Source organism: Lederbergia galactosidilytica, from assembly GCF_017873565.1.
Taxonomy (GTDB): Bacteria; Bacillota; Bacilli; order Bacillales; family Bacillaceae_C; genus Lederbergia; species Lederbergia galactosidilytica.
In genome coordinates this window covers 59,222-81,778 of the sequence record NZ_JAGGKH010000003.1, presented here as the reverse complement: position 1 = coordinate 81,778, position 22,557 = coordinate 59,222, and the positions used below count along the sequence as shown (strand labels likewise).

At 38.7% G+C, this 22,557-nt stretch carries 18 protein-coding genes; 2 read left to right on the top strand and 16 right to left on the bottom strand.

What is annotated here, in order from left to right:
- Positions 1 to 11: 11 nt before the first annotated feature.
- From J2Z23_RS03855 to J2Z23_RS03845, 3 genes are all read right to left on the bottom strand, one after another.
- On the bottom strand, positions 12 to 740 hold the full coding sequence (locus J2Z23_RS03855) for a DsbA family oxidoreductase (protein ID WP_057988532.1): 729 nt from the start codon (positions 738 to 740) through the stop codon (positions 12 to 14).
- 18 nt (positions 741 to 758) lie between these two features.
- Positions 759 to 1,589 carry a prephenate dehydratase gene (gene pheA, locus J2Z23_RS03850; protein WP_057988534.1) on the bottom strand — a complete coding sequence of 277 codons (831 nt, stop codon included), beginning with the start codon at positions 1,587 to 1,589 and terminating at the stop codon, positions 759 to 761.
- Between the two features lie 203 nt (positions 1,590 to 1,792).
- The gene (locus tag J2Z23_RS03845) at positions 1,793 to 2,722 is read right to left on the bottom strand and encodes a manganese-dependent inorganic pyrophosphatase (RefSeq protein ID WP_209973253.1); all 930 of its coding nucleotides are present in this window, start codon (positions 2,720 to 2,722) and stop codon (positions 1,793 to 1,795) included.
- Between the two features lie 118 nt (positions 2,723 to 2,840).
- On the opposite strand from J2Z23_RS03845, the gene J2Z23_RS03840 reads away from it, so the two are divergent.
- Positions 2,841 to 4,835, top strand: a complete 1,995-nt coding sequence (locus tag J2Z23_RS03840) for a penicillin-binding transpeptidase domain-containing protein (RefSeq protein ID WP_209973252.1) — start codon at positions 2,841 to 2,843, stop codon at positions 4,833 to 4,835.
- 239 nt (positions 4,836 to 5,074) lie between these two features.
- Here J2Z23_RS03840 and J2Z23_RS03835 read toward each other — a convergent pair whose 3' ends face one another.
- From J2Z23_RS03835 to J2Z23_RS03790, 10 genes are all read right to left on the bottom strand, one after another.
- A complete protein-coding gene (locus tag J2Z23_RS03835) occupies positions 5,075 to 5,827 on the bottom strand; it encodes a glycerophosphodiester phosphodiesterase (protein ID WP_057988539.1) in 753 nt (250 codons plus the stop codon).
- A gap of 168 nt (positions 5,828 to 5,995) precedes the next feature.
- On the bottom strand, positions 5,996 to 6,424 hold the full coding sequence (locus tag J2Z23_RS03830) for a hemerythrin domain-containing protein (RefSeq protein WP_057988541.1): 429 nt from the start codon (positions 6,422 to 6,424) through the stop codon (positions 5,996 to 5,998).
- Positions 6,425 to 6,682: 258 nt separating this feature from the next.
- On the bottom strand, positions 6,683 to 7,402 hold the full coding sequence (gene narI, locus J2Z23_RS03825) for a respiratory nitrate reductase subunit gamma (RefSeq protein WP_064467795.1): 720 nt from the start codon (positions 7,400 to 7,402) through the stop codon (positions 6,683 to 6,685).
- A gap of 155 nt (positions 7,403 to 7,557) precedes the next feature.
- Positions 7,558 to 8,088: a nitrate reductase molybdenum cofactor assembly chaperone gene (gene narJ, locus J2Z23_RS03820; RefSeq protein WP_057988544.1), complete on the bottom strand. Its 531-nt coding sequence runs from the start codon at positions 8,086 to 8,088 to the stop codon at positions 7,558 to 7,560.
- On the bottom strand, positions 8,063 to 9,625 hold the full coding sequence (gene narH, locus J2Z23_RS03815; protein WP_057988546.1) for a nitrate reductase subunit beta: 1,563 nt from the start codon (positions 9,623 to 9,625) through the stop codon (positions 8,063 to 8,065). The genes narJ and narH overlap by 26 nt, the downstream gene beginning before the upstream one ends.
- Positions 9,615 to 13,307, bottom strand: a complete 3,693-nt coding sequence (locus J2Z23_RS03810) for a nitrate reductase subunit alpha (protein WP_128738479.1) — start codon at positions 13,305 to 13,307, stop codon at positions 9,615 to 9,617. Before J2Z23_RS03810 ends, narH begins: the two co-directional genes overlap by 11 nt.
- 199 nt (positions 13,308 to 13,506) lie before the next feature.
- Positions 13,507 to 15,000: a nitrate/nitrite transporter gene (locus J2Z23_RS03805; protein ID WP_209973251.1), complete on the bottom strand. Its 1,494-nt coding sequence runs from the start codon at positions 14,998 to 15,000 to the stop codon at positions 13,507 to 13,509.
- A 436-nt stretch (positions 15,001 to 15,436) separates the two neighbouring features.
- Positions 15,437 to 16,201: an iron ABC transporter ATP-binding protein gene (locus J2Z23_RS03800; protein ID WP_057988550.1), complete on the bottom strand. Its 765-nt coding sequence runs from the start codon at positions 16,199 to 16,201 to the stop codon at positions 15,437 to 15,439.
- A complete protein-coding gene (locus J2Z23_RS03795) occupies positions 16,198 to 17,148 on the bottom strand; it encodes an iron chelate uptake ABC transporter family permease subunit (protein ID WP_209973250.1) in 951 nt (316 codons plus the stop codon). Before J2Z23_RS03795 ends, J2Z23_RS03800 begins: the two co-directional genes overlap by 4 nt.
- Entirely contained in the window at positions 17,141 to 18,091 is a 951-nt protein-coding gene (locus J2Z23_RS03790) for an ABC transporter permease (RefSeq protein WP_209973249.1), read from the bottom strand. Before J2Z23_RS03790 ends, J2Z23_RS03795 begins: the two co-directional genes overlap by 8 nt.
- 284 nt (positions 18,092 to 18,375) lie before the next feature.
- Here J2Z23_RS03790 and J2Z23_RS03785 point away from each other — a divergent pair, with 284 nt between their 5' ends.
- The gene (locus tag J2Z23_RS03785; protein ID WP_209973385.1) at positions 18,376 to 19,044 is read left to right on the top strand and encodes an MgtC/SapB family protein; all 669 of its coding nucleotides are present in this window, start codon (positions 18,376 to 18,378) and stop codon (positions 19,042 to 19,044) included.
- A 198-nt stretch (positions 19,045 to 19,242) separates the two neighbouring features.
- On the opposite strand, the gene J2Z23_RS03780 is transcribed toward J2Z23_RS03785, so the two are convergent.
- From J2Z23_RS03780 to J2Z23_RS03770, 3 genes are all read right to left on the bottom strand, one after another.
- Positions 19,243 to 20,001, bottom strand: a complete 759-nt coding sequence (locus J2Z23_RS03780; RefSeq protein WP_209973248.1) for an SDR family oxidoreductase — start codon at positions 19,999 to 20,001, stop codon at positions 19,243 to 19,245.
- Positions 20,002 to 20,221: 220 nt separating this feature from the next.
- A complete protein-coding gene (gene glpK, locus J2Z23_RS03775; RefSeq protein ID WP_209973247.1) occupies positions 20,222 to 21,712 on the bottom strand; it encodes a glycerol kinase GlpK in 1,491 nt (496 codons plus the stop codon).
- 24 nt (positions 21,713 to 21,736) lie between these two features.
- Positions 21,737 to 22,312 (bottom strand): glycerol-3-phosphate responsive antiterminator, encoded by a 576-nt coding sequence (locus J2Z23_RS03770; protein ID WP_338018411.1) that lies wholly within the window; start codon positions 22,310 to 22,312, stop codon positions 21,737 to 21,739.
- Positions 22,313 to 22,557: the final 245 nt, after the last annotated feature.

The following is a 22,557-nucleotide window of genomic DNA, read 5'->3' as shown; positions in this document are numbered from 1 at the left end:
GGCCCTTACACTTATTCTTTATCATTTGGGATCACACAATTTCCATCGACACAAGCCGCATCATCCGCATCACCTGATAGATCTTGTAATACCGGAGCTGCCTTTTCCTCTTGCCATACTTTCTCCAATGCCCCCACAAATGTTTCCATTGGCTGTGCACCCGAAATGGCATATTTTTGGTTCACAACAAAGAAGGGAACCCCACGCACACCAATTTGTTGTGCAGTGTTCTCATCATATCGTACATCATCCGCATAGGCAGTTTCATCCTGAAGAACTTCAAATACTTCATTCCGTTCCAGCCCGACTTCTACAGCTAATTCAGCTAGCACATCATGATCACTAAGCCTTTTCCCCTCTGTAAAATAAGCGTGAAGAAGTCTTTCTGTAATCTCTTTGTCTTTCGCTTTCGTCTTCGCAAAATGTGCTAATCTATGGGCATCAAAGGTGTTGGCAGGTACCATCGTATCAAATTGAAAGTTGAGTCCAACCCCCTTCGCCTGTTCCCCAACCCCCTCATTCATCTTCTTAGCTTCGTCTACACTCATACCATATTTCATTGCGAGTGCTTCATGAATTGTTTTATCCTGATTTTTTGCAGTTGTTGGGTCAAGCTCATAGCTACGGAACTCCACCTCCACTTCATCTTTTTGTGGGAATTTTTCTAAAGCTTGTTCTAAGCGACGTTTGCCGATATAACAAAAAGGACAAACAAAATCTGACCATACTTCTATTTTCATTTCTACACCTCCGGATTTCTACAATTCCTTCTTTATATAGCTCCCCAATGTACGTACATCATAACCATATGTCTCTAAAATTGTCTTTGCTCTCTGCAATTGGTCATCTTCTATCCCTGCCGCTGTTTCAATAAAAAAGCGATAGGTTCCAAGTTTTTTCTTCGTAGGGCGTGATTCAATCCACGTTAAGTTAATTCCGAGGGAAGAAAAGACATTGAGAATAATCGCCAATAATCCTGGACGATCTTCGGTTGGAGTAATTAAGAGCATCGATTTTGCCTTTCCTCCTGTTTCAACACGATGTTTAGGAGATTTCGTGATAATGACAAATCTTGTCGAGTTGCAATCATTATCATGAATATCCTGTTGAATCACCTCCAAGCCAAATGTTTCTGCTGCCCATTCTGAAGCCACTGCACCTGCATCCATTCTTGCTTCCTTCTGAATTGCCTCTGCAGCCGCCGCTGTACTACTATAATGCTTCGTTTCAGCATGGATTTCTCTTGTAAACATTCGGCATTGGGCAAGGGCCGGTGGAATGGACCAAACCTCTTTTATATCTTTTAGTTTGGCACCTGGATTTCCTAATAATTGCAATCGAACCGGAAGCACGGCCTCCCCTTCAATCCACACATCATGATGAATCAATCCATCTGTTGTCATCGTGATAGTTCCTTCCAAAGCATTCTCAATTGGAACAATGCCTTTGTCTACTTTTCCCTCATCCACTGCTTCTAACACTTCAAAGATCGAGCTATACATAATCGGCTCCACGTCATCCTCTATAAAATAACGAACAGCCGCTTCTTCTGAAAAAGTCCCTTTAGGTCCTAGATAAGCGATTTTCACTGGTATACTCCTTCCCATTCATTTTCTTATCTTGCTCTATCATTCTTTTAAAGATTTGTTCAAAATGGGAATAAAAAACAAAGAAATTCACCTAATCATTAAACTGAAATTTCGAACATACTCTTATAATCAAGCAATTCTTAAAAGTTAATGTTTTATAGGAAAAGACAGCATAATCGCTGCCTTTTCATTTATTCTGTACATTATTTTGATAAAGCTGTCGTTAATGGTGGAACAATTTGTTTCTTACGTGAGACAACCCCTTGTAAAACAGCAGATTTTGCTTCCAACTTCACATTGAATGCTTGTTCCACTGCATGAGCTGCTTGTCCGACTGCAATTGCTGTCGAATCATTCGTTAAGATATCTGTTACAACAAATAAAAATAGATCCAGACCTTTGTCAGCCACTACCTGCTCCAATGCAGCCTCAATTTCTGCTTTGCGGGCAAGTACATCTTCCACACCAACCGCATTTACTTGTGCAATCTCAACTTTCGCACTTCCCATTGAAAATTCCTTAGCATCTAAGGAAAGCAATTCTTCCGCCGATTTCCCACTAATATCAGCGCCTGCTTTCAACATGTCCATTCCGTACTTTTCCGCATCGACACCAGCAATGGCAGCTAGTTCTTTTGCTGCTTTTATATCTTCATCTGTACAAGTAGGTGATTTAAATAATAAGGAATCAGAGATAATCGCAGACAGCATTAGACCTGCCATTTTTTGCTCTATCTCAAGCCCTTTTTCATGGTAGATTTTCTTCAATATCGTTGCCGTACAACCAACAGGTTCGGCACGGAAATAAAGGGGATCACTCGTTTCAAAATTAGCAATACGATGATGATCAATCACTTCTGTAATCTTCACTTGATCAAGATCACTTACACTTTGTTGACGTTCATTATGATCAACTAAAATAACCTCATCTACTTCCCCAGCAACGGTTTCGACAAAGCGAGGAGCTTCTACTTGAAAGTAGTCTAAAGCAAATTGGGTTTCTCCATTGATTTCCCCTAAACGAACAGGTTCTACTTCAAATCCCAATCTCGTTTTAACATCCGCATAGACAAGAGCCGAACAAATTGTGTCGGTATCTGGATTTTTATGACCAAAGATGAAACTTTTTCCCATTTTTGTCTCTCCTTACTATATAATATGTATGATTTCATTGCTTTTTCCATTTTACCATATGACAGCCTATTTGAAAGAAAGAATGATTTTTTTTACAATGAATAATGGGGGTGTAGACGTGAAAAAACAATGGTTTCTTATCTTATTGGTTCTATTCATGATGATTCTATCGGGGTGTAGTGATAAAGTAGCGAAGCCTGAGGATCAATTTGATCAATATGTGAAGCTTTGGCAAGAACAAGATTTTGACAAAATGTATAACTATTTATCTACAGAAACAAAAGAACAAGTAAAAAAGAAGGATTTTGTCGAACGTTACAGTAAAATCTATAAAGACTTAGAGATAAAAGATTTAAAGATTCAATTTACTAAACCAGAAGAAGAAACAGATAAAAAAGCAGAAAAAATAGAATTTCCGTTCCAAGTTTCCATGAGTAGTTTAGCTGGAGAAATTGCCTTTGACCATCAAGCACAATGGGTAAAAGAGGAAGATGATGATAAAGCCACAGAATGGCGAATGAACTGGGATAGCACTTTTATTTTTCCTGATTTAGCAGATGGGGATAAAATTTCCGTACCAACAATCCCCCCGATCCGTGGAGCCATCCTTGACCGCAATGGGATTGCTCTAGCAGAAAATGGCGAGGCCTTGCAAGTCGGACTTGTTCCAGGGAAAATGGAAGAAGACGATACTATTACTAAATTAGCAAAGTTACTAGGGATAGACTCTAAAAGCATTGAAAACGCCTTAAACCAATCTTGGGTAAAACCTGATCTTTTGGTCCCGATTAAAACTTTGCCAGCAAAGGACGAGGATTTACAACAGAAGTTATTGGAGCTTCCGGGAGTCAGTCTTGGTACAACAAATGCTCGTGTTTACCCTCTCGGTGAACGAGCCGCTCATTTAACAGGGAATTTATCGACTATTACAGCGGAGGATCTAGAAAAGCACAAAGGTAAAGGATATTCCGATACAGATATGATTGGCAGACGGGGACTTGAGCTTGTTTTAGAGGAGCGGTTAAGAGGGACGCCTGGCGTACAAATTATTATTAAAAAGGAAGATGGCAGTGAGAAAATTCTTGCCGAGAAAGAAGTACAAAATGGCGAGGATATTGAGCTTACAATTGATAGTGCTCTTCAAGTCAACATCTATGATGAGTTCGAAGGCAAGCCTGGTACCGCTGCAGCAATTGATCCTGAGACAGGTGAAACTCTAGCACTTGTAAGTAGTCCCGCCTATGATCCAAATGTGTTAACACTTGGTGCGAATGAGGAGCAATGGAAAAAATTACAGGACGATCCGAAACAACCGATGCTCAATCGTTTGAATTCAGCCTTCGCACCTGGTTCAGTCTTAAAACCGATCACAGCCGCTATTGGTCTTAAAGATGGCACCATTACATGGGATGAAAAATTAACAATTAATGGTAAGGGCTGGAAAAAGGATGAGTCCTGGGGAAAATACGAAGTAAAACGTGTAAGCGATCCAGGAGTCCCGATTGATTTAGAAAAGGCTCTGATTTATTCAGACAATATTTACTTTGCACAAAAAGCGATCGAATTAGGACAAAAAAAGTTTGAAACAGGTCTTAAGAATTTTGGCTTTGCTGAGGACATGCCCTACTTATATCCAATGCATCAATCCACCTATGGGGAAATTGGATCCGATATTGCCCTTGCCGACTCAAGCTATGGTCAAGGCCAAGTTGAAGTAAATGTGCTCCATTTGGCTACCATGTACTCTCCTTTTACCAATAAAGGAAATATGATCAAACCGATCTTAGAAGCGAAAGAGGAAAAGGGGCAAATATGGAAAAAGAGCCTTCTAACAGAAGAACAAGCAACACAATTAACTGCTGCTCTACGTAAGGTTGTGGATGACCCTAACGGTACAGCCCGTGGAGCAAGAATTGAGGGCTATCCGCTTGCTGGAAAAACAGGTACAGCAGAATACGAAAAAGCGGAACAAGGTGTAGAAGGGAAAGAAAATGGCTGGTTTGTAGCCTATAACCCTGAAAAGCCTGATCTCATTATTGCTTTAATGGTTCAAGAAGGTGGATCCGCGGGTGCGATTGATCATGTGACAAATATATTTAAAGAACAACGTTAAGAACAAAAGAACAATCGCCTGTTTAGCGACGTACAAACTTCAGTTAATTAATTCAGCGTCCATTAGCCTAAGATAAAGATTACATGGCGAGGAATGACCGCTGTTGACTTATCGTAGGAAGAAGTTGAAAGTTTACTAGCTGTTGGAGCTAGACCTAATCCCGGCCAATTTTTATATTTTCTAACCTTTTAAGAAAGGAACCAGCACACCGATTGGTATACTGGTTCCTTTCTTAACTTTTATTGAAATTGAGCTTTCTTATACATTTTCTTAAAGTCTTCTAATTTATTAGTTGTACATAAAATGTTTGGGTAACGACGGAAAATATCAAATTGCCATTGCTTATCAACTGGCCAGACAATAATTTGTAGCCCCGCTTCCTCACATTCCCTAACAAATTCATCTGTTAAGTATTCAATTCGAACAGCAAGGGAGGATGCCTTGATTTCTTTTAAAAAATGGAACAAGCCAGGAGTTGCCCCATGTTGGATTACACCTAATTCGATTTCCTCTGACAACTCTCTCATCTTTCTAATAGAATAGTGATCAAAGGAATTGACATAAACCGAATCCATCATCCCTGTTTCTTCAATGATCTTAAGAGTCTTTTCCTCTAATTCAGGATATAGATAACCATGTTGCTTTAACTCTACAGCAACATTCATTTTCCCTTTAGCGAATTGAAGCGCTTCCTCTAAAGTGGGAATTGTTTCATTTCCTCCAACCTTTAGCTTTCTAAGTTCGGCAAAAGTAAAATCCTTCACAAATCCTTTTGCGTTCGTCATTCGATTTACTGTTATATCATGCATCAAAATAGGAACCCCATCTTTACTAAGCTGAACATCGATCTCGATATGGCTAAACCCCAATTCATATGCTGCCCGATATGCCGTTAATGTGTTCTCTGGATATTTTCCAGGATACCCGCGGTGGGCAAGTGCCGTAATCAAATTTATTCCCCCGTTCACTTTTAGTATAGTAATGGCTATCATTTTAAATCTTAGCAGTACTCCCTAAAACTTGTCTACACGAAAGCCCATAAATTTCCACATTTAAATATATAATCTTTGATAAGAAGCTTTAAGACAGGATTGATATTTCATTTAAAAAGCCATCAATAAGCAAATTTTTCTTACTGATGGCTTGTCATTATGTAATTCTTAATGATGATGGTCATAATCAAGTAGCTTACTTTCTTCATCCCGGCTATGGATTTCGTTGACAATGAGCATACTTGTAAAGCAATCTAATATTTCTTGTGTCACTGCTTCTTCTTGTAAATACCCACGAACTCTCTTCGCTAAAATCCGTAAAATATCATGATCTCTCGTCAGCATATTAATTGTTTCTCGCATTTCTGGATCTTTTTCAAGCACTTCTTTATAGAAGCCTTCTTCTTCTGAATCTGCATGAGTAATAACGCGCATTTCCCAATGTTCAATCAATGCATCAGCAACCGCTAAGGCTTTTTTATCTTCCTTTTCCTTTACTAATTGAGTCAGCACTTCTGTTAAACTTTTGGCTTCCATAAAAGCACCGTCATGAATGGCACGATGTGCATCCAATTTTCTTAATGATGGGCCTGACATAATAAATCCCCTCTCCCTTAATTAAAAAACTTTTATGAGGTTATGCAAAAAGATATGAATCAAAGGCTAACTTGGGCACATTCACTATATCTTAGCGATTTTTTCAGCTCAAGATCTTTTATAATAACCTTCTCCCAGCACGTCGATTTTCTAGCGAAAGACTCGAATTCAGACGGAAAGATATTTGGGCTTTTGTTATGGACAGAACATCAGTATAATTAGCCAGCTAATTCCGTTTATCCTCTTTAAGTATATTTTTTAACCTTCATTCTCTTCCATTTTTCTCCGCACCTGCTGCGGGTGCATTTTCCGATAAATAATATACTTGCGATATAAATACTCAAGTGGCAAACTCCACACATGCACGAGCCTTGTAAATGGCCAAATTGCAAAAAGTGCAAATGCTAAAAAGACATGTAATTGGAAGCCAAATGGAGTGCCGACCATTAATTCCGGTTTAGGGCTGAACATTAGTAATCCACGAAACCATGGACCAATGGAGGTACGATAATCAAAGTCTCCTCCAGTAGCGGTATACCCTACAGTGGCCGAAAAACCAACAAGTACAACGGCTCCTAATATAACTAAAGTAAACATTGCATTCATATTACTTGTATTCCGAATTCTCCTTGTGCCACTTCGACGTAAAAACAATAAGAATCCACCAATTACTGTCGCAAGACCTGCAATTCCACCCAATGAGAATGCCACTAAATGATACATATGAGGATTGATCCCCATTGTATCATAAACAATTTTCGGCACTAAAATACCGGCGATATGTCCAAAGAATACAAATATAATTCCCCAATGAAACAGAAGACTTCCCCATTTTAATTGCCTTTTCTCTAAAAATTCACTTGATTGAGCAGACCAACCAAATTGGTCTACCCGATAACGATAAATATGGCCTACAATAAAAATGGTAAGACAGAGATATGGAAAAACAGCCCAAAAGAAGTAATCCCAAAATGTCATGTTATCCTCCCTTCCGTTCCCTTAAAGGTTATTCAAACAGTCCGGTAAAAAGCTTCGAACGTTCGACACACACGATGTGCTAATGTCTGACGTTAGTGATTGACATCAGACATTACCGACTTAGTCCTTTTTACCTTCCCTTTTGAATACTCACCTTAGGAAACTTTTTCATTTTCTTTTGTACTTTCAATACATTTTAAACATGTCGCAATTAAATACCGGTAAGGACTGTCAACACCTTGTAATTCCAGCTCCAAGTTTTGAATAGAGCGTAGATGAAGTTGTAATATTTTTGCAGAATGCTTTTCGGGAACGATGGAGGCAAATTCAAGAACTAATGGTAAGTAATCTGGTAATTCTTCTGTTGTAAATTCCATTCCATAATCCATCATTTGCCGCCTTAATTGAACAAGGATAGAGCCTCGATCCCGATTATCCTTGAAAACTGTATAAGTTAAATACAAAGTTGTTCGATCATAAAAATCAAATGTATACACGTAACTTTTACATAATTCTTCATAAGAAGTTTTTTTCATATAATCAAGGAAGGGCTTGAGAGTGAGTCGAATCGACTCATCTGAAAATTCCTCAAGCACATCCACTTGTTCAAGCCATTCCTTCCACTCACGTTCTGGATATTGGAGCAATGTAGAGACAAGGCTATACACCTTTTGATTTTGATTCATCCAATTCCCTCCAATATTGTTCTCCGTAATACTCTAGAGGTGCTTCTGGCGGATGCATCCCAACGGCACAGGTTTCACAACTGCCTCCACCATTTCCAAATTCCTCAAAACCAGCCATTCCTCTTTCCGTAAACATATCTCCAGACAATTCTTTATGAGATGGTGGAATCACATAGCGATCATGATATTTAGCAATTGCAGAGAGTTCATACATTTCTCTGACAAGTTCTTCTGTTAAACCAGCTGCCTCCAGTAAATTTGGATCTGCATCTTTCCCTAAGTTCTCATTACGCATATAACTTCTCATTGCCACAAGCTTTCTTAAAACATTTTTGATCACTTGTGTATCACCCGCTGTAAACAAATTAGCCAAATACTCAATTGGAATCCTCATCTGTTCAATCGTCGGAAATACAACACGCGGGTCGATTGAATCACCTGCACCACCAAAGGCATTCATAAAGGGACTTAATGGAGGAACATACCAAACCATTGGTAAAGTACGATATTCAGGATGTAAAGGAAGAGCAATTTTCTGTTCAACAGCCATTTTATAAACTGGTGATTCCTGTGCTGCTGAAATCCAATCATCTGGAATGCCTTGTTTCCTAGCCTCTGCAATGATCTCTGGATCATGTGGATCTAAAATCATATCAAGTTGAGCTTCATATACGTTTTTATCATCTAGAACAGACGCAGCCTCTTCAATTTTATCAGCATCATATAAAATTAAACCGATATAACGTAGACGTCCCACACAGGTTTCTGAACAAATCGTAGGTTGGCCTGTTTCAATCCTTGGAAAACAGAAAGTACATTTTTCTGCCTTATTCGTTTTCCAGTTAAAGTAAACCTTCTTATAAGGACAACCCGACATACAGAAACGCCAACTTCTGCAAGCATCTTGATCAACCAAGACAATTCCATCTTCATCACGCTTATAGATAGCTCCAGATGGGCATGAGGCAAGACAAGATGGATTAATGCAATGCTCACAAATACGTGGCAAATACATCATAAATGTTTCCTCAAATTCGAATTTGATTTGTTCTTCCAATCCATCCATATTTGGATCCTGTTTTCCTGTTTTATAGACACCAGCCAAGTCATCTTCCCAATTTGGTCCCCATTGGATATCCATGTATTCATCAGTTAACTGGGATTTCGGTCTTGCAACAGGTTGATGTTCCCCTTCTGGACTATTAATCAAATTCTCATACGTATAATCCCATGGTTCATAGTAATCATCGATCTCAACTAAATTAGGGTTATAGAAAATGCTTAATAGCTTACTAACTCGTCCTCCTGCCTTAAGTTCAAGCTTGCCGTTTCTTACTTCCCAGCCGCCTTTCCGTTCTTCCTGGTCTTCCCAACGCTTCGGATATCCGACTCCTGGCTTTGTCTCCACATTATTCCAGTACATATACTCTGCCCCTGGTCGATTCGTCCATGTGTTCTTACAAGTGACGCTACAAGTATGGCAGCCAATACATTTGTCTAAATTCATCACCATTCCGTATTGTGCTTTAATCCTCAAGCCAATCCACCTCGTCCCTTTCAAGTTTACGGATGACAACCTGTTCATCCCTTTGATTTCCTGTTGGTCCGTAGTAGTTAAATCCATAGCTTAATTGGGCGTACCCGCCAATCATTTGCGTCGGTTTCATATGAATGCGTGTTGGACTATTAAATGTTCCGCCTCGTTGCTTCGTAATTGGAGAGCCTGGAACGTTAATAATTCTCTCCTGAACATGATACATAAACGCTACTCCGCGCGGAATTCTATGACTCACCACAGTCCTTGCCACAACCACTCCATTTCGGTTATACATCTCGATCCAGTCATTATCATCCAATCCAACTGATTTGGCATCTTCATTATTCAGCCACACATGTGGCCCCCCTCTAAATAAGGTCAACATTGGTAAAGTATCTCCATAAGTACTGTGATAGGACCATTTAAAATGGGGAGTGAGATATTTTAAAGTAATTTCTTGTCCCTCCATAACAGGACGGTTATCACGATCATAAAAGGCCATTTTTTTCAATGGTGCTTTAAAGGTAGGCAATTCCTCGCCAAATTCAAGCATCAAATCATGATCTAAATAAAAATGCTGTCTTCCTGTTAACGTTCGGAATGGAACAAGTCTTTCAATATTCTGTGTAAAAGGGGAATAACGACGATCCCCTTTATTAATTCCCGTAAAAACAGGAGTTGTCAGCACTTGCTTTGGCTGGGTTGTAATGTCATGAAAAGTAATATGTTCCCCTGCCCGATCACTCGTTATATCTTTTAATTCTTGTCCTGTTTGTTTTTCCATAACATCCCATGCCTTCATGGCGAGACTACCATTTGTCGCACTGGAGAGAGTGAGCATAGCTTCAGCTGCATTTCGATCTGTATACAAATTTGGTTGATCCTTAAAATCCTTCGAGTGCTTAGAGGGACCTAACATTTTAAATAATTTTTCGTATTCTTCTTTCCCCTGAAAGGAAACACCGTGAGCACCTAATGCCTGTTTTACATTAGGCCCAAGTGTGATGTATTTATCAAAAATCTTAGTGTAATCCCTCTCAACAATCTGTATATTTGGTAAATTCAGCCCTGGCGTAGGCTCAAACTCACCATGTTTCCAATCGGGAATATGGCCGTATTTTTGGCTGATTTCACCTGGTGAATCTTTACCAAATGGTGTTGTCACAACATCTTGGACAGGCCCATCAAAGTAATGCTTGGCCATTTCTGAAAAGCGCTGTGCTAAATTTCGAAATGCCTCCCAGTCTGATTTCGCTTCCCACGGAGGGGTAATAGCTGGGTTAAATGGATGTACGAAAGGATGCATATCAGTACTTGAAAGATCAAACTTTTCATACCAAGTTGCGGCAGGTAAAATAATATCCGAATATAAACCTGTACTACACATTCTGAAATCAGCACTAACCATTAAATCAAGCTTGCCTTCGGGAATCTTTTCCACCCAATTAATTTCCTCTGTCGCCTCTTCTTCATTTTCAGTACTTAATGTTCCTTCATGTGTTCCTAACAGATGCTTCAAAAAGTACTCATGCCCTTTGGCTGAACTTCCAATCAAATTCGCCCGCCAAACAAATAATACCTTTGGAAAAGAACGCTGATTTTCTGGATTTTCAACAGCAAACTTGAGCTCGTCACTTTTAAGTTGTTCCACAAATTTCTCCTGAAGTTTTTCATTAGAACCTTCGCTCTCTGCGCCTAATTCAATCGGGTTTTTATTAAATTGTGGGTAACTAGGCAACCAACCAAGTCTTGCAGCCAATACATTGTAATCACCAGGATGGTTGTATTTGCTTTTTTCTACTAAAGGAGATTTTAAATTTTCCATTCGCTGATCTTCATAACGCCATTGTTCAGTAGCAAAATAGAAAAAACTCGTACCATTCATTAATCGCGGGGGACCGCCCCAATCTCTTGCCATGGCAATTGCGCCCCAGCCTTCTAAAGGACGAACCTTTTCTTGCCCAACATAATGAGCCCAGCCCCCACCATTCCGACCTTCGCACCCAGTTAACATCACAAGGTTTAGAATTGCACGATAAATGGTATCAGAATGATACCAATGATTGATTCCCGCTCCCATGATAATCATAGACCTACCTTCTGAATCAATCGCATTTTGTGCAAATTCTCTTGCTATTTGGGCCACTTGTTTCTGATCAACACCTGTTAGCTTTTCCTGCCATGCAGGTGTATAAGGAATATCTTCGGTATAGCTTTTCGGGTAATCACCCGGTAAGCCTCGATCTACTGCACAATTCGCCATCATTAAATCGAAGACAGTTGTAATATAGACTTGTTCACCTTCGATTTCGATCTTTTTCACAGGTAAACCGCGTTTTAAGACACCTTCTTGCTCCTCACCGAAATAAGGGAACAAACCCATAACTGTCTCATCCTCTTTACCCAGTAGACTTAGCTCAGGCTCTATCTCCCCTAATTCATTGTCACGGTCTTCCAACTTCAAATTCCATTTGCCCTTTTCATTTTCCCAACGATGACCAATTGTTCCATTGGGACTAGCAAAACGCCCTGTCTTTTGATCCAATAATACAGGCTTCCATTCTGCTTGATCAACGTCCATTCCTAAGTCACTGGCACGTAAAAATTTATCCCCAACAAAGTGACCATCTTTTTTCTTCAGGGTAATCATGAAGGGCATATCTGTGTATCTTTTAATATAGTCTGTAAAAAAGTCTACTTGCTGATCAACATAAAACTCTTTTAAAATAACATGGGTCATTGCCATAGCCAACGCCCCATCCATACCGACTTTTACTGGAAGCCAATTATCCGCAAACTTGACGTATTCCGCATAATCTGGGGCAACTGCTACCACTTTTGTGCCTCGATAGCGCGATTCTACGTAAAAATGAGAATCAGGAGTTCTTGTCTGCGGTATATTAGATCCCCAAGCGATAATGTAACTTGAGTTAAACCAATCCGAGCTTTCTGGGACATCTGTCTGATCCCCCCAAACTTGCGGAGAGGAATTAGGTAAATCGGCATACCAATCATAGAAACTTAAAAGCGAACCACCCAACAAACTTAAAAATCTGCCACCAGCCGCATAACTGACCATCGACATAGCAGGAATCGGTGAAAATCCAAAAATCCGATCAGGTCCATATTCCTGAATAGAGTGAATTAAGGCAGCCGAAATTAAGGTGTTTACTTCGTCCCAGTTGGCCCGTACTAACCCACCTTTTCCTCTCGACCGTTTAAATCTTGTTGCTTTTTCTTCATCCTCGACAATACTACGCCAGGCAGCAACCGGATCTTTCGTTTCAGCTAAAGCCTCATGCCAAAGTTTAAGCAATGAACCTCTAATATAAGGATAACGAATCCGTAAAGGACTATATGTATACCACGAAAAGCTTGCACCCCGTTGACAACCACGTGGTTCAAATTCCGGCATATCAGGTCCTGTTGAAGGATAATCAATCTGTTGCATTTCCCAGGTGATGATCCCATCCTTTACATGAACCCGCCAGCTGCATGATCCCGTACAATTCACCCCATGTGTGGTTCTTACCACCTTATCATGTTGCCAGCGTCGGCGATAAATTCGTTCAGACCCACGGTCAAAAGGCTGGACAGCACTTTGATCTGTCTTCTCATAAGTCTGACCGAAAAACTTCAACTTTTTCCAAAATGGGTTTGAGGATTTTGAAATATTGGCCATCTTCAACTTCCTTTCCGCAAAATTTTGGGTATACTCGGCATCTTTTTCCTATTTTCCCCTACTTTTTTCCAATTAAACGGAACATTTAATAATCCACATACTTAAGAAGGAGAATGAGATTGGAAAAGTCGCTTAGGGTAAGCTTGCCCATGCTATTTCACTGTTCCATTCATTTCTATATTAGAATTTCCGCGGCCATTTACCGATTCGTTAATTCATTAAACATCCCTGCATAATACTCAGTATCGCCGACTTCGTTTTTTACGGAACTAATGGTAAGAGATTCTTTATACACTTCTCCATTTTTTCGTTTATTCCAAATTTCTCCGCTCCAATAACCTCGCTCTTGTATGCGTTCCCACATCGCTTGATAAAATTCTTCACCATGTTTCCCTGAATGGAGGATTTTCGGTGTTTGACCAATAGCTTCTTCAGAAGAGTATCCTGTTACCTCTGTAAAGGCTGGATTCACACGAATAATTTTTCCGTCTGTCGTTGTCAGCATCATACCAGAAGCTGTATTTTCTAGCACATTATCCGCGATATAAAGGCGATCTTGATGGTACATCCATAAGACAAGGATTAAGCTGGCAAGTGAAAATTCAGACAGGGCCATAAAACCAATGGCATAATGGCCAGTCATACTAAATAGAGTTGTGAGAATTAAGGGTGGAAAAAAGCCACCTAATCCTCCCATCATTGCAACAATTCCATTTACAATCCCTGCTTGCTGGGAAAAGTATAATGGAACAAGTTTAAAAATAGTTCCGTTCCCAATTCCAGCGCAGATCGCTACTCCTAAACAGCCAATCGTGTAAATCGCCAATGAGGGAGTAAAAGAAAGCAAAAAGCCCGCAAATGTAAGGCCAGCAAATACGATCGCTAAAATTTTAAAAGAGTTAAACTTATCCCCTAACCAACCACCAACTGGTCGCAATAATGTAGCTAATACGATGAATCCAGCCGTTCTAAGACCAGCATCTACTTTTTCTAGAGCAAAATGATCCACTAAAAAATTAGGTAAATAAATAGTGAAAGCAACAAACGAGCCAAAAGTAATAAAATAAAACAAGCTTAAAAACCAAAGCTTAGAACTTTTGTAGACGCTACCGATCTGTTCAACCATTGAAACGTTAACCTTAGGTTCCTTACGATCACCGAGCACAAAGTTTAGTAACGCAAATAAGAGCATCAATATGACATAAAACAAGACTGTTTTTCGCCAACCAAATTGATTAGCAAGTACGGGAGCCGCAAAGCTAGTAATGGCTGTTCCGATATTTCCCATTCCATATACACCATTAATAAAGCCATGTTTTCCCTTTTCATAATATTTAGGAAGGGAAGTGACACCAATGGAAAAAATCGCACCACCGACACCGATAAATAAGCCACCAATAATTAAATCAACTAGCGTATTAGCGATGCTAATATAATAAATCGGCACAATTAAAACTAAAAAACTAATAAAAAACAAAAAGCGTGCTCCAAATCGATTAGTCCAAAACCCAATCGGAACCCTTAATAAGGATCCTAATATAACTGGAACAGCTGTTACCCAAGCCATTTGTCCAGTTGACAAAGGGATATCGACACTAATAAAAGGCATTAACGAGGAAAGAATAACCCAGACCATAAATCCTGCAACCAGACTACCTGTCTGTAAGGTTAATTGTCTACCTCCGCAATTCATCCAACCCACCTCCTCTCTATATAGTTACCAATATAAATGAAGGTAAAACCTGAAAATGTCTTGCAAAGGGTGTACGAACCCACTGTTCTTTAAAATAAGAGCATTTACCTCAACATTTATTGTCTAATACTTTCAAAAAGTTCTGTTTGGGAATTAAAATTCTCGATACTTTATGTGATATACTTCACATAAAAAGTTAAACTTAATTACATAAGCAGTCATTAGATCCCTCATCTGTTCGCACAACTCAATACCCATACTATTTTTAAAATCCTTATAGGTATTCTTTAGAATAAGATGTCTGCAATACTAGGTTCGAAATTATTTTCCTCAATACTAAAAGGACGTCCAATCATCGAAGTTTCGACTAATTGGACGTCCTTCAAAAAAGAAATGACATGGTTCGGACTCATTCTTAAGCCCAACCAAGTATCCTTTAGTTTGAATTAAAATACACACAGATTCGGCAATTATTTAATTGTTGAATCGGGATATCCATATCATAAATTTCCTTTAAAGATTCTGATTGAATAATCTCATGTGTTGGTCCATCTTTCACAACACGACCATTCTTCAAAGCAACAATTCGATCAGAATAAACAGAAGCAAAGTTAATATCATGAAGAACAATCACAACGGTCTTCCCTAGATCATCAACAAGCCTACGCAAAATTTTCATTATTTGTACTGAATGTTTCATATCCAAATTATTTAATGGTTCATCTAGTAAAATGTAATCTGTATCTTGCGCAATAACCATGGCAATAAAGGCCCTTTGTCTCTGTCCACCTGACAATTCATCAAGATATTGATCCTCAATATCACGTAACACCATATAATCAATCGCTTCATCTATCTTTTTCTGATCAATATCATTTAGTCGTCCCTTTGAATAGGGAAAGCGTCCAAAAGAAACAAGCTCACGAACAGTTAAACGAACATTCATATAATTAGATTGTTTAAGGATCGATACTTTCTTCGAGAATTCGCCTGACTTCATGCCTTTAACATTATTTTTATCCACTAATACCTCACCAGTATCCGCATCAAGCAAGCGACTTACCATCGATAGTAAAGTAGATTTCCCAGCACCATTCGGACCAATGAAAGATGTAATCTGTCCAGGTTGAATATCAACCGTTACATCTTCTACCACACGTTTTTTCCCATACATTTTCGTTAAATTTAGCACTTGAATCATGCGGATCTACTCTCCTTCAACAATAAATAAATGAAATACACTCCACCGATAAAGTTAATAATAACACTTAACGTTGTCGTAAACGTGAAGACTCTTTCGACGACCCATTGTCCACCAACTAAAGCAACCACACTCATAATCGATGCACCCGTGATTAACACGCTATGTTTATATGTTTTGAAGAACTGATAAGCCAAATTCGCGACAATTAAACCAAAAAAGGTAATTGGGCCGACTAAAGCTGTGGAAATAGAAATCAATATTGCTACAATTACGAGCATTTGTTTAACAATTCGATCATAAGATACACCTAAATTAATTGCCACATCACGGCCAAGTGATAGTACATCTAGATATGGCAAGTTTCTCCAACCAATTAGTAGGATTGCTCCTACAAAGAAAAATGATAACCAAACTAAATCTCCATTAACATTATTGAAACTTGCAAACATCTTATCTTGAACCATTTGGAATTCATTAGGATCAATTAATACTTGTAAAAACGTCGAAATACTTTGAAAGAATGTTCCAACAATAATTCCGACTAAAAGTAGGAAATAAACCGATTGCTGACCTTTTTTAAATAAAAATTTAAACAACAATAAAGCAAAAATAATCATGGCAGTCACAGATAATAAAAAGTTTACCTGTTTATTCACAATCGTAATATGATCAGAACCTAAAAAGAAGATAGCAAATGTTTGTATAAGCAGATAGAGGGAATCTAATCCCATAATGCTCGGCGTTAAAATACGATTATGAGTAATCGTCTGAAAAACAACTGTTGAATATGCTATAGCGATGCCTGTAATAACCATGGCTGCTATTTTAATCGTTCTTTTCGGCAAAGCATAATCGAAGCTACCATTTAGATTATGGAATAAATAAAGTCCACAGCATCCTGCAGCGACCAGCACAAGAATACTGATTTTTACTGAATTACGCATAAGCTTTCCTCCGGAATAGCAAATATAAGAATATGCCACTACCAATGACCCCAACCATCAAACTAATGGAAATTTCATATGGGTAGATAAGCACACGTCCCAATATATCGCAGACAAGGAGGAAAATAGCCCCTAGCAATGCTGTGTGCGGCAATGTTTTTCTAATATGGTCGCCTTTCATAATGGAAATAATATTAGGGATGATTAATCCTAAAAATGGAATTGTTCCAACCGTTAGCACAACTGTGACCGTAATCAATGCAACGAGGATTAATCCAATATTGACAATCCGCTTATAAGGAAGACCTAAGTTTTTTGCAAAGTCTTCTCCCATTCCTGCCACTGTAAAACGGTTAGCAAAGAAATAAGCAATAATTAAAACAGGAATACTAATATATAAGAGCTCATATCTGCCCTTAAGAATCATCGAGAAATCACCTTGTAGCCAAGAAGACATATTTTGAATCACATCTGCCTTATAAGCAAAGAAGGTTGTAATAGATGATAAAATATTTCCAAACATCAGACCTACAAGTGGTATGAAAATTGCATCTTTAAACTTAATTCGATCTAATATTTGCATAAATAATAAAGTTCCACCAAGCGCGAAGATAAAGGCAACAAGCATTTTCTCAAATGTAGAGGCATTTGCAAATAGAAGCATTGAAACAAGAATACCTAGTCTTGTTGCATCTAATGTGCCTGCCGTTGTTGGCGAAACAAATTTATTTCGACTCAATTGTTGCATAATCAAACCAGCAATACTCATTCCGGCACCAGCTAATAATATAGAAACAAGTCTTGGTACCCGACTAATTAAAAATATTTGAGTTTCTTCTGATTGAAAATTTATCAGATCCTGAGGTGTGATATCACTTACCCCAACAAATAACGAAATAAAAGACGCCAAAATTAAGGCGACAACCAAGTACCACGTTTTCATAGGAAACTCCGATCCAGCCAAATTTTCTTTATTCTCATTGAAAATCATTATCAATGAATCAATTACATTATAACACTATATCCATCGAAGTCAATGCTCTCACCCCTTATGAAATCTGGCAATTCTAGCATTTGTCAATCTTTCTTCACATTCGAGTTTATATTTATGTGGAATTAGGAATGACCTTTTAACAATTTTGTAATTCATCTTTTCAGACAAACATCATTTTGCTATCATTGTTCTATTCTCTTATTATTCTACTTCGGAAAAGGGGAGGAACGATGATTCTTGGCAACTTTGAATTTTTTATCCGTGTTTTGGTAGCGGGGGTATTAGGAGCAATCGTTGGGCTTGAGAGAGAAAAAAGATTCAAAGAAGCTGGATTACGAACTCATTTTTTGGTCGCATTAGGAAGCGCTGTCATGATGATTATTTCAAAGTATGCTTTCAATGACATTTTACATGAAGAAGGGATTGGCCTTGATCCGAGTCGTGTTGCCGCTCAAATTGTAAGTGGTGTTGGATTTTTAGGAGCCGGAATGATTCTTGTCCAGCGCCGTTCCATTTATGGATTAACTACAGCAGCTGGAATTTGGGCAACAGCTGGGATTGGTATGGCGATCGGTGCTGGGATGTATGCACTAGGCATCTTCGGCACCATCTTAATTCTCGTTGGGTTAGAATTACTAAATCGCATCTTCAAATTTGCAATCCCTAAATCGTACCAATTATCAGTTGATTGCCTTTCAACAGAAAGCATCAAAATGATCATCGAAAATCTTACCCTTCATAAATTTTCAATTAAAGATTACCGAGTTAGAATGGAAAACCTTGATAATACGACTAAGTATGTATTAGAACTAAAAATACAATCTAAGACTCATTTAGAAGACAATCAAATTACTCAACTACTATATAAATTGAATGGTGTCACAGCCATTACCTTTCAGTAAATCCGTCCAAATTTACTTATTTCTTCCTCATAAAGCATGCAATCCGATGATTACCCCATCAGATTGCATGCTTTTGCTTTTGGTTTTTCTATAAATCATTATTCTTTCATCATAGCCAACTACTCGTCTGTAGATAAGAAGCCTATCCCCCGCTAATTTAAATAAAGTCTTCGCGCCACATTTTGACTGATTGCTTTTTTAATAAGCCGTCCAACCACCATCAGCTGTAATTACTACACCATTTACAAAGTCTGAATCACGTGAACCAAGGAAAAGAGCAATGGTAGCAATTTCTTCTGGCTTCCCATTTTTCGGGTTGAATTCGGCTCCACTCATTGCCTTCTTCATTCCAAATGGATCTGGATTATTTATTGTTGAGCCGATATTTGTTTCAACTCCACCTGGAGCAATTGCATTACAACGAATACCGAATTCTGCATATTGAAAAGCAACATTTTTCGTTAAGCCAATGACAGCATGCTTCGATGCGGTGTAGGCAGCACCAGCTCTTGACCCATAAAGACCTCCAATGGAAGCATTATTAATAATCACTCCACTTTGCTTTTCTTGAAAAATAGGCAATACTTTACGGATCGCTCGCATCACACCTGTTGTATTAATGGACATAACACGTTCCCATAATTCATCTGTCACATTAGCAGCCGGCACAAAGTTATCCATAATCCCTGCGTTATTCACTAAAATATCTACAGTGCCATATTCTTTTAATGCTACATCCACCATGTTTTCAATATCCTCTTCCTTAGCGACATTCGCTATAACAGCAGAAGCTTGTCCACCGGCTTCCTTAATCTCGTCTACAACCGCTTTCACTGTTTCTCTGTTGATATCACTCGCAATCACTTTAGCCCCTTCTTTTGCATATAAGACCGCGATTGCTTTTCCCATTCCTGATCCAGCACCTGTCACAATAGCAACTTTATCTTTTAATTTCATTTTCCAGCACCTCCATTTTTATTGGGATCCCTTATCTTTAATATATACGATCAAGGGAGATTGTGCAATATTGAGCAAGGTGTTTTTTTAAAAATCAGACAGATGATAACCTAAAAAAATGTATACGAAGTCAGGAATACTTCGTATACACTTTTTTAATAAAAAGCATACCTTATTGTTCTAAAAATTCTGGATGCATGTGCCTATTAATAGTCTGTATTTACTTAAACGCCATCGTAGCTTCAATCGCTTTCTTCCATCCATTATACAAAGATGTCCTTTGTTCTTCCGCCATATTGGCTACAAAGTTTTGATCTATTTCCCAAAAGCTTTTAATTTCGTCTTTGTCTTCCCAGAAGCCAATTGCCAAACCAGCCAAATAAGCCGCTCCCAAGGCCGTTGTTTCTTCTACCTTTGGTCTTTCTACTGGTACATCGAGCAGATCACTCTGGAATTGCATTAAGAAATCATTTTTGACAGCCCCGCCATCGACACGCAATGTTTTCAGGGGTATTCCTGAATCTGCCTCCATTGCATTTAAAACGTCCTTTGTTTGATATGCAAGAGATTCCAATGTCGCACGAATAAAATGCTCCTTCGAAGTGCCTCGCGTCAGGCCGAAGACCGCTCCCTTTACATCACTATCCCAATAAGGTGTCCCTAATCCGACAAAGGCGGGCACAACGTACACCCCATCTGTTGAGGATACCCTTCTAGCGTATTCCTCACTTTCAGCTGAATCACGAAACATACGTAAACCATCTCGGAGCCACTGGATAGCAGACCCTGCCACAAAAATACTTCCCTCTAAGGCATACTCAATTTTTCCATCTATTCCCCAAGCAATCGTTGTCAATAAACCGTGTTTTGATTCAACTGCCTTTTCACCCGTATGTAATAGCATAAAGCAACCTGTTCCATATGTGTTCTTTCCCATACCACTTTCAAAACAGGTTTGACCAAATAATGCGGCCTGTTGGTCTCCTGCCATACCAGCAATTGGCACAGCACGACCAAAAAAATGGTAATCTACAGTGTGCGCGTAGACTTCAGAAGATGGACGCACTTCAGGAAGCATTGCGGCTGGTACATCTAGTATATTTAGCAATTTCTCATCCCATTGTAGTTCATGAATATTGAACATAAGTGTTCTGGATGCATTCGAATAGTCTGTTACATGAGCTTTTCCACCAGATAATTTCCACACAAGCCAAGTATCAATTGTTCCAAATAATAAATCGCCATTTTGTGCTTTTTCCCTGGCTCCTTCGACATGATCTAGTATCCATTTAAGCTTTGTTCCGGAAAAATAAGGATCAATTAACAAACCCGTTTTATTTCTAAAAGTCTCCTCTAATCCTTGCTCTTTAAGATCATGACAAATTGAAGCTGTTTGTCGTGATTGCCAAACAATCGCATTATAGATCGGCTTGCCAGTATGGCGATCCCATACGACCGTTGTTTCCCGCTGATTCGTGATGCCGATTCCTTCGATTTGCTCAGGTAGTATATTTTTATCCGTCATAACACTTGCCACTACAGCTAGAACCGAACTCCATATTTCATTCGCATTATGTTCTACCCATCCCGGATGGGGAAAATATTGATTAAACTCAACTTGCGATTTATGAAAAATCCCCCCCATTTTATCAAATAAGATGGCTCTTGTACTTGTTGTTCCCTGATCCAATGCCAAAATGTATTTCTCCATAATTTCCCTCCTCTAATTTATCCATTATTCTGTATCGTTTACAGCTTTTTCAAAAGCTTCCCACAGTTCCATTTCAGACGTTGTTACTGCTTCTGCACCGGCCTCTAATGCCGCTTGTACTTGCTCTACCGTCCGAATTAGGCCACCAGAAATAATTTTACATCCTGTATGCTCCTGTATTTCACGAATTAGCTCTGGCACTACTCCCGGTAAAACTTCAATATAATCGGGTTTTGTTCGTTCAATTAGCATATAGCTCTTTTTTAGGGCAATCGTATCCAAGAGGAACGTTCTTTGAATCGCTAAAATCCCTTTCGCTTTTGCTTTTAAAATCATATTTGACCTTGTAGAAATTATCCCCGCTGGTTTTATATCATTACAAATAAATTCTGCTGCATAATCATCTGTATTCAAGCCTTGAATTAAATCAACATGAACAAGAACCTTTTTCCCACGTTTTTTAGCTGCATGGATAATTTTTTTGAGATTACTAATACGTACTTCCAGTAGAACAAAATATTCATAATGACTATCTAAAATATGTTCGAAATTCCGCAAATCTCTTAATGCAGGTAATACTTTCTGTTCATGGAAAGCCACGACATTACCCCTTCCTTTCATAAAAAAGCACAAACACCCGTTTTCCAGCTCAGGTATTAGGCCAAATTTATCCTTTCCCATCCTTTTTAAAAAGAGCCATTCATTAGAATATAAATAATTACCTTATGTACATATTGGTTCTTGAGCAGAAGGCAGTCTTTTTCACGAGCAACCGGTCTAATCTGAAATCCCGTGTCTTCTGCTCTCATTTAGCTATTTGAATCAATTTTATAATAGAGATTTTA

Coding starts and splice junctions, on each gene's coding strand:
- J2Z23_RS03830 (WP_057988541.1), bottom strand. CDS start 6,424: ATGTCAGGCCCATCATTAAGAAAATTGGATGCACATCGTGCCATTCAT.
- J2Z23_RS03790 (WP_209973249.1), bottom strand. CDS start 18,091: ATGAAAACGTGGTACTTGGTTGTCGCCTTAATTTTGGCGTCTTTTATT.
- narJ (WP_057988544.1), bottom strand. CDS start 8,088: ATGAATCAAAATCAAAAGGTGTATAGCCTTGTCTCTACATTGCTCCAA.
- J2Z23_RS03845 (WP_209973253.1), bottom strand. CDS start 2,722: ATGGGAAAAAGTTTCATCTTTGGTCATAAAAATCCAGATACCGACACA.
- J2Z23_RS03855 (WP_057988532.1), bottom strand. CDS start 740: ATGAAAATAGAAGTATGGTCAGATTTTGTTTGTCCTTTTTGTTATATC.
- narI (WP_064467795.1), bottom strand. CDS start 7,402: ATGACATTTTGGGATTACTTCTTTTGGGCTGTTTTTCCATATCTCTGT.
- J2Z23_RS03795 (WP_209973250.1), bottom strand. CDS start 17,148: ATGCGTAATTCAGTAAAAATCAGTATTCTTGTGCTGGTCGCTGCAGGA.
- J2Z23_RS03835 (WP_057988539.1), bottom strand. CDS start 5,827: ATGATAGCCATTACTATACTAAAAGTGAACGGGGGAATAAATTTGATT.
- glpK (WP_209973247.1), bottom strand. CDS start 21,712: ATGGAGAAATACATTTTGGCATTGGATCAGGGAACAACAAGTACAAGA.
- J2Z23_RS03800 (WP_057988550.1), bottom strand. CDS start 16,201: ATGATTCAAGTGCTAAATTTAACGAAAATGTATGGGAAAAAACGTGTG.
- J2Z23_RS03805 (WP_209973251.1), bottom strand. CDS start 15,000: ATGAATTGCGGAGGTAGACAATTAACCTTACAGACAGGTAGTCTGGTT.
- J2Z23_RS03780 (WP_209973248.1), bottom strand. CDS start 20,001: ATGAAATTAAAAGATAAAGTTGCTATTGTGACAGGTGCTGGATCAGGA.
- J2Z23_RS03810 (WP_128738479.1), bottom strand. CDS start 13,307: ATGGCCAATATTTCAAAATCCTCAAACCCATTTTGGAAAAAGTTGAAG.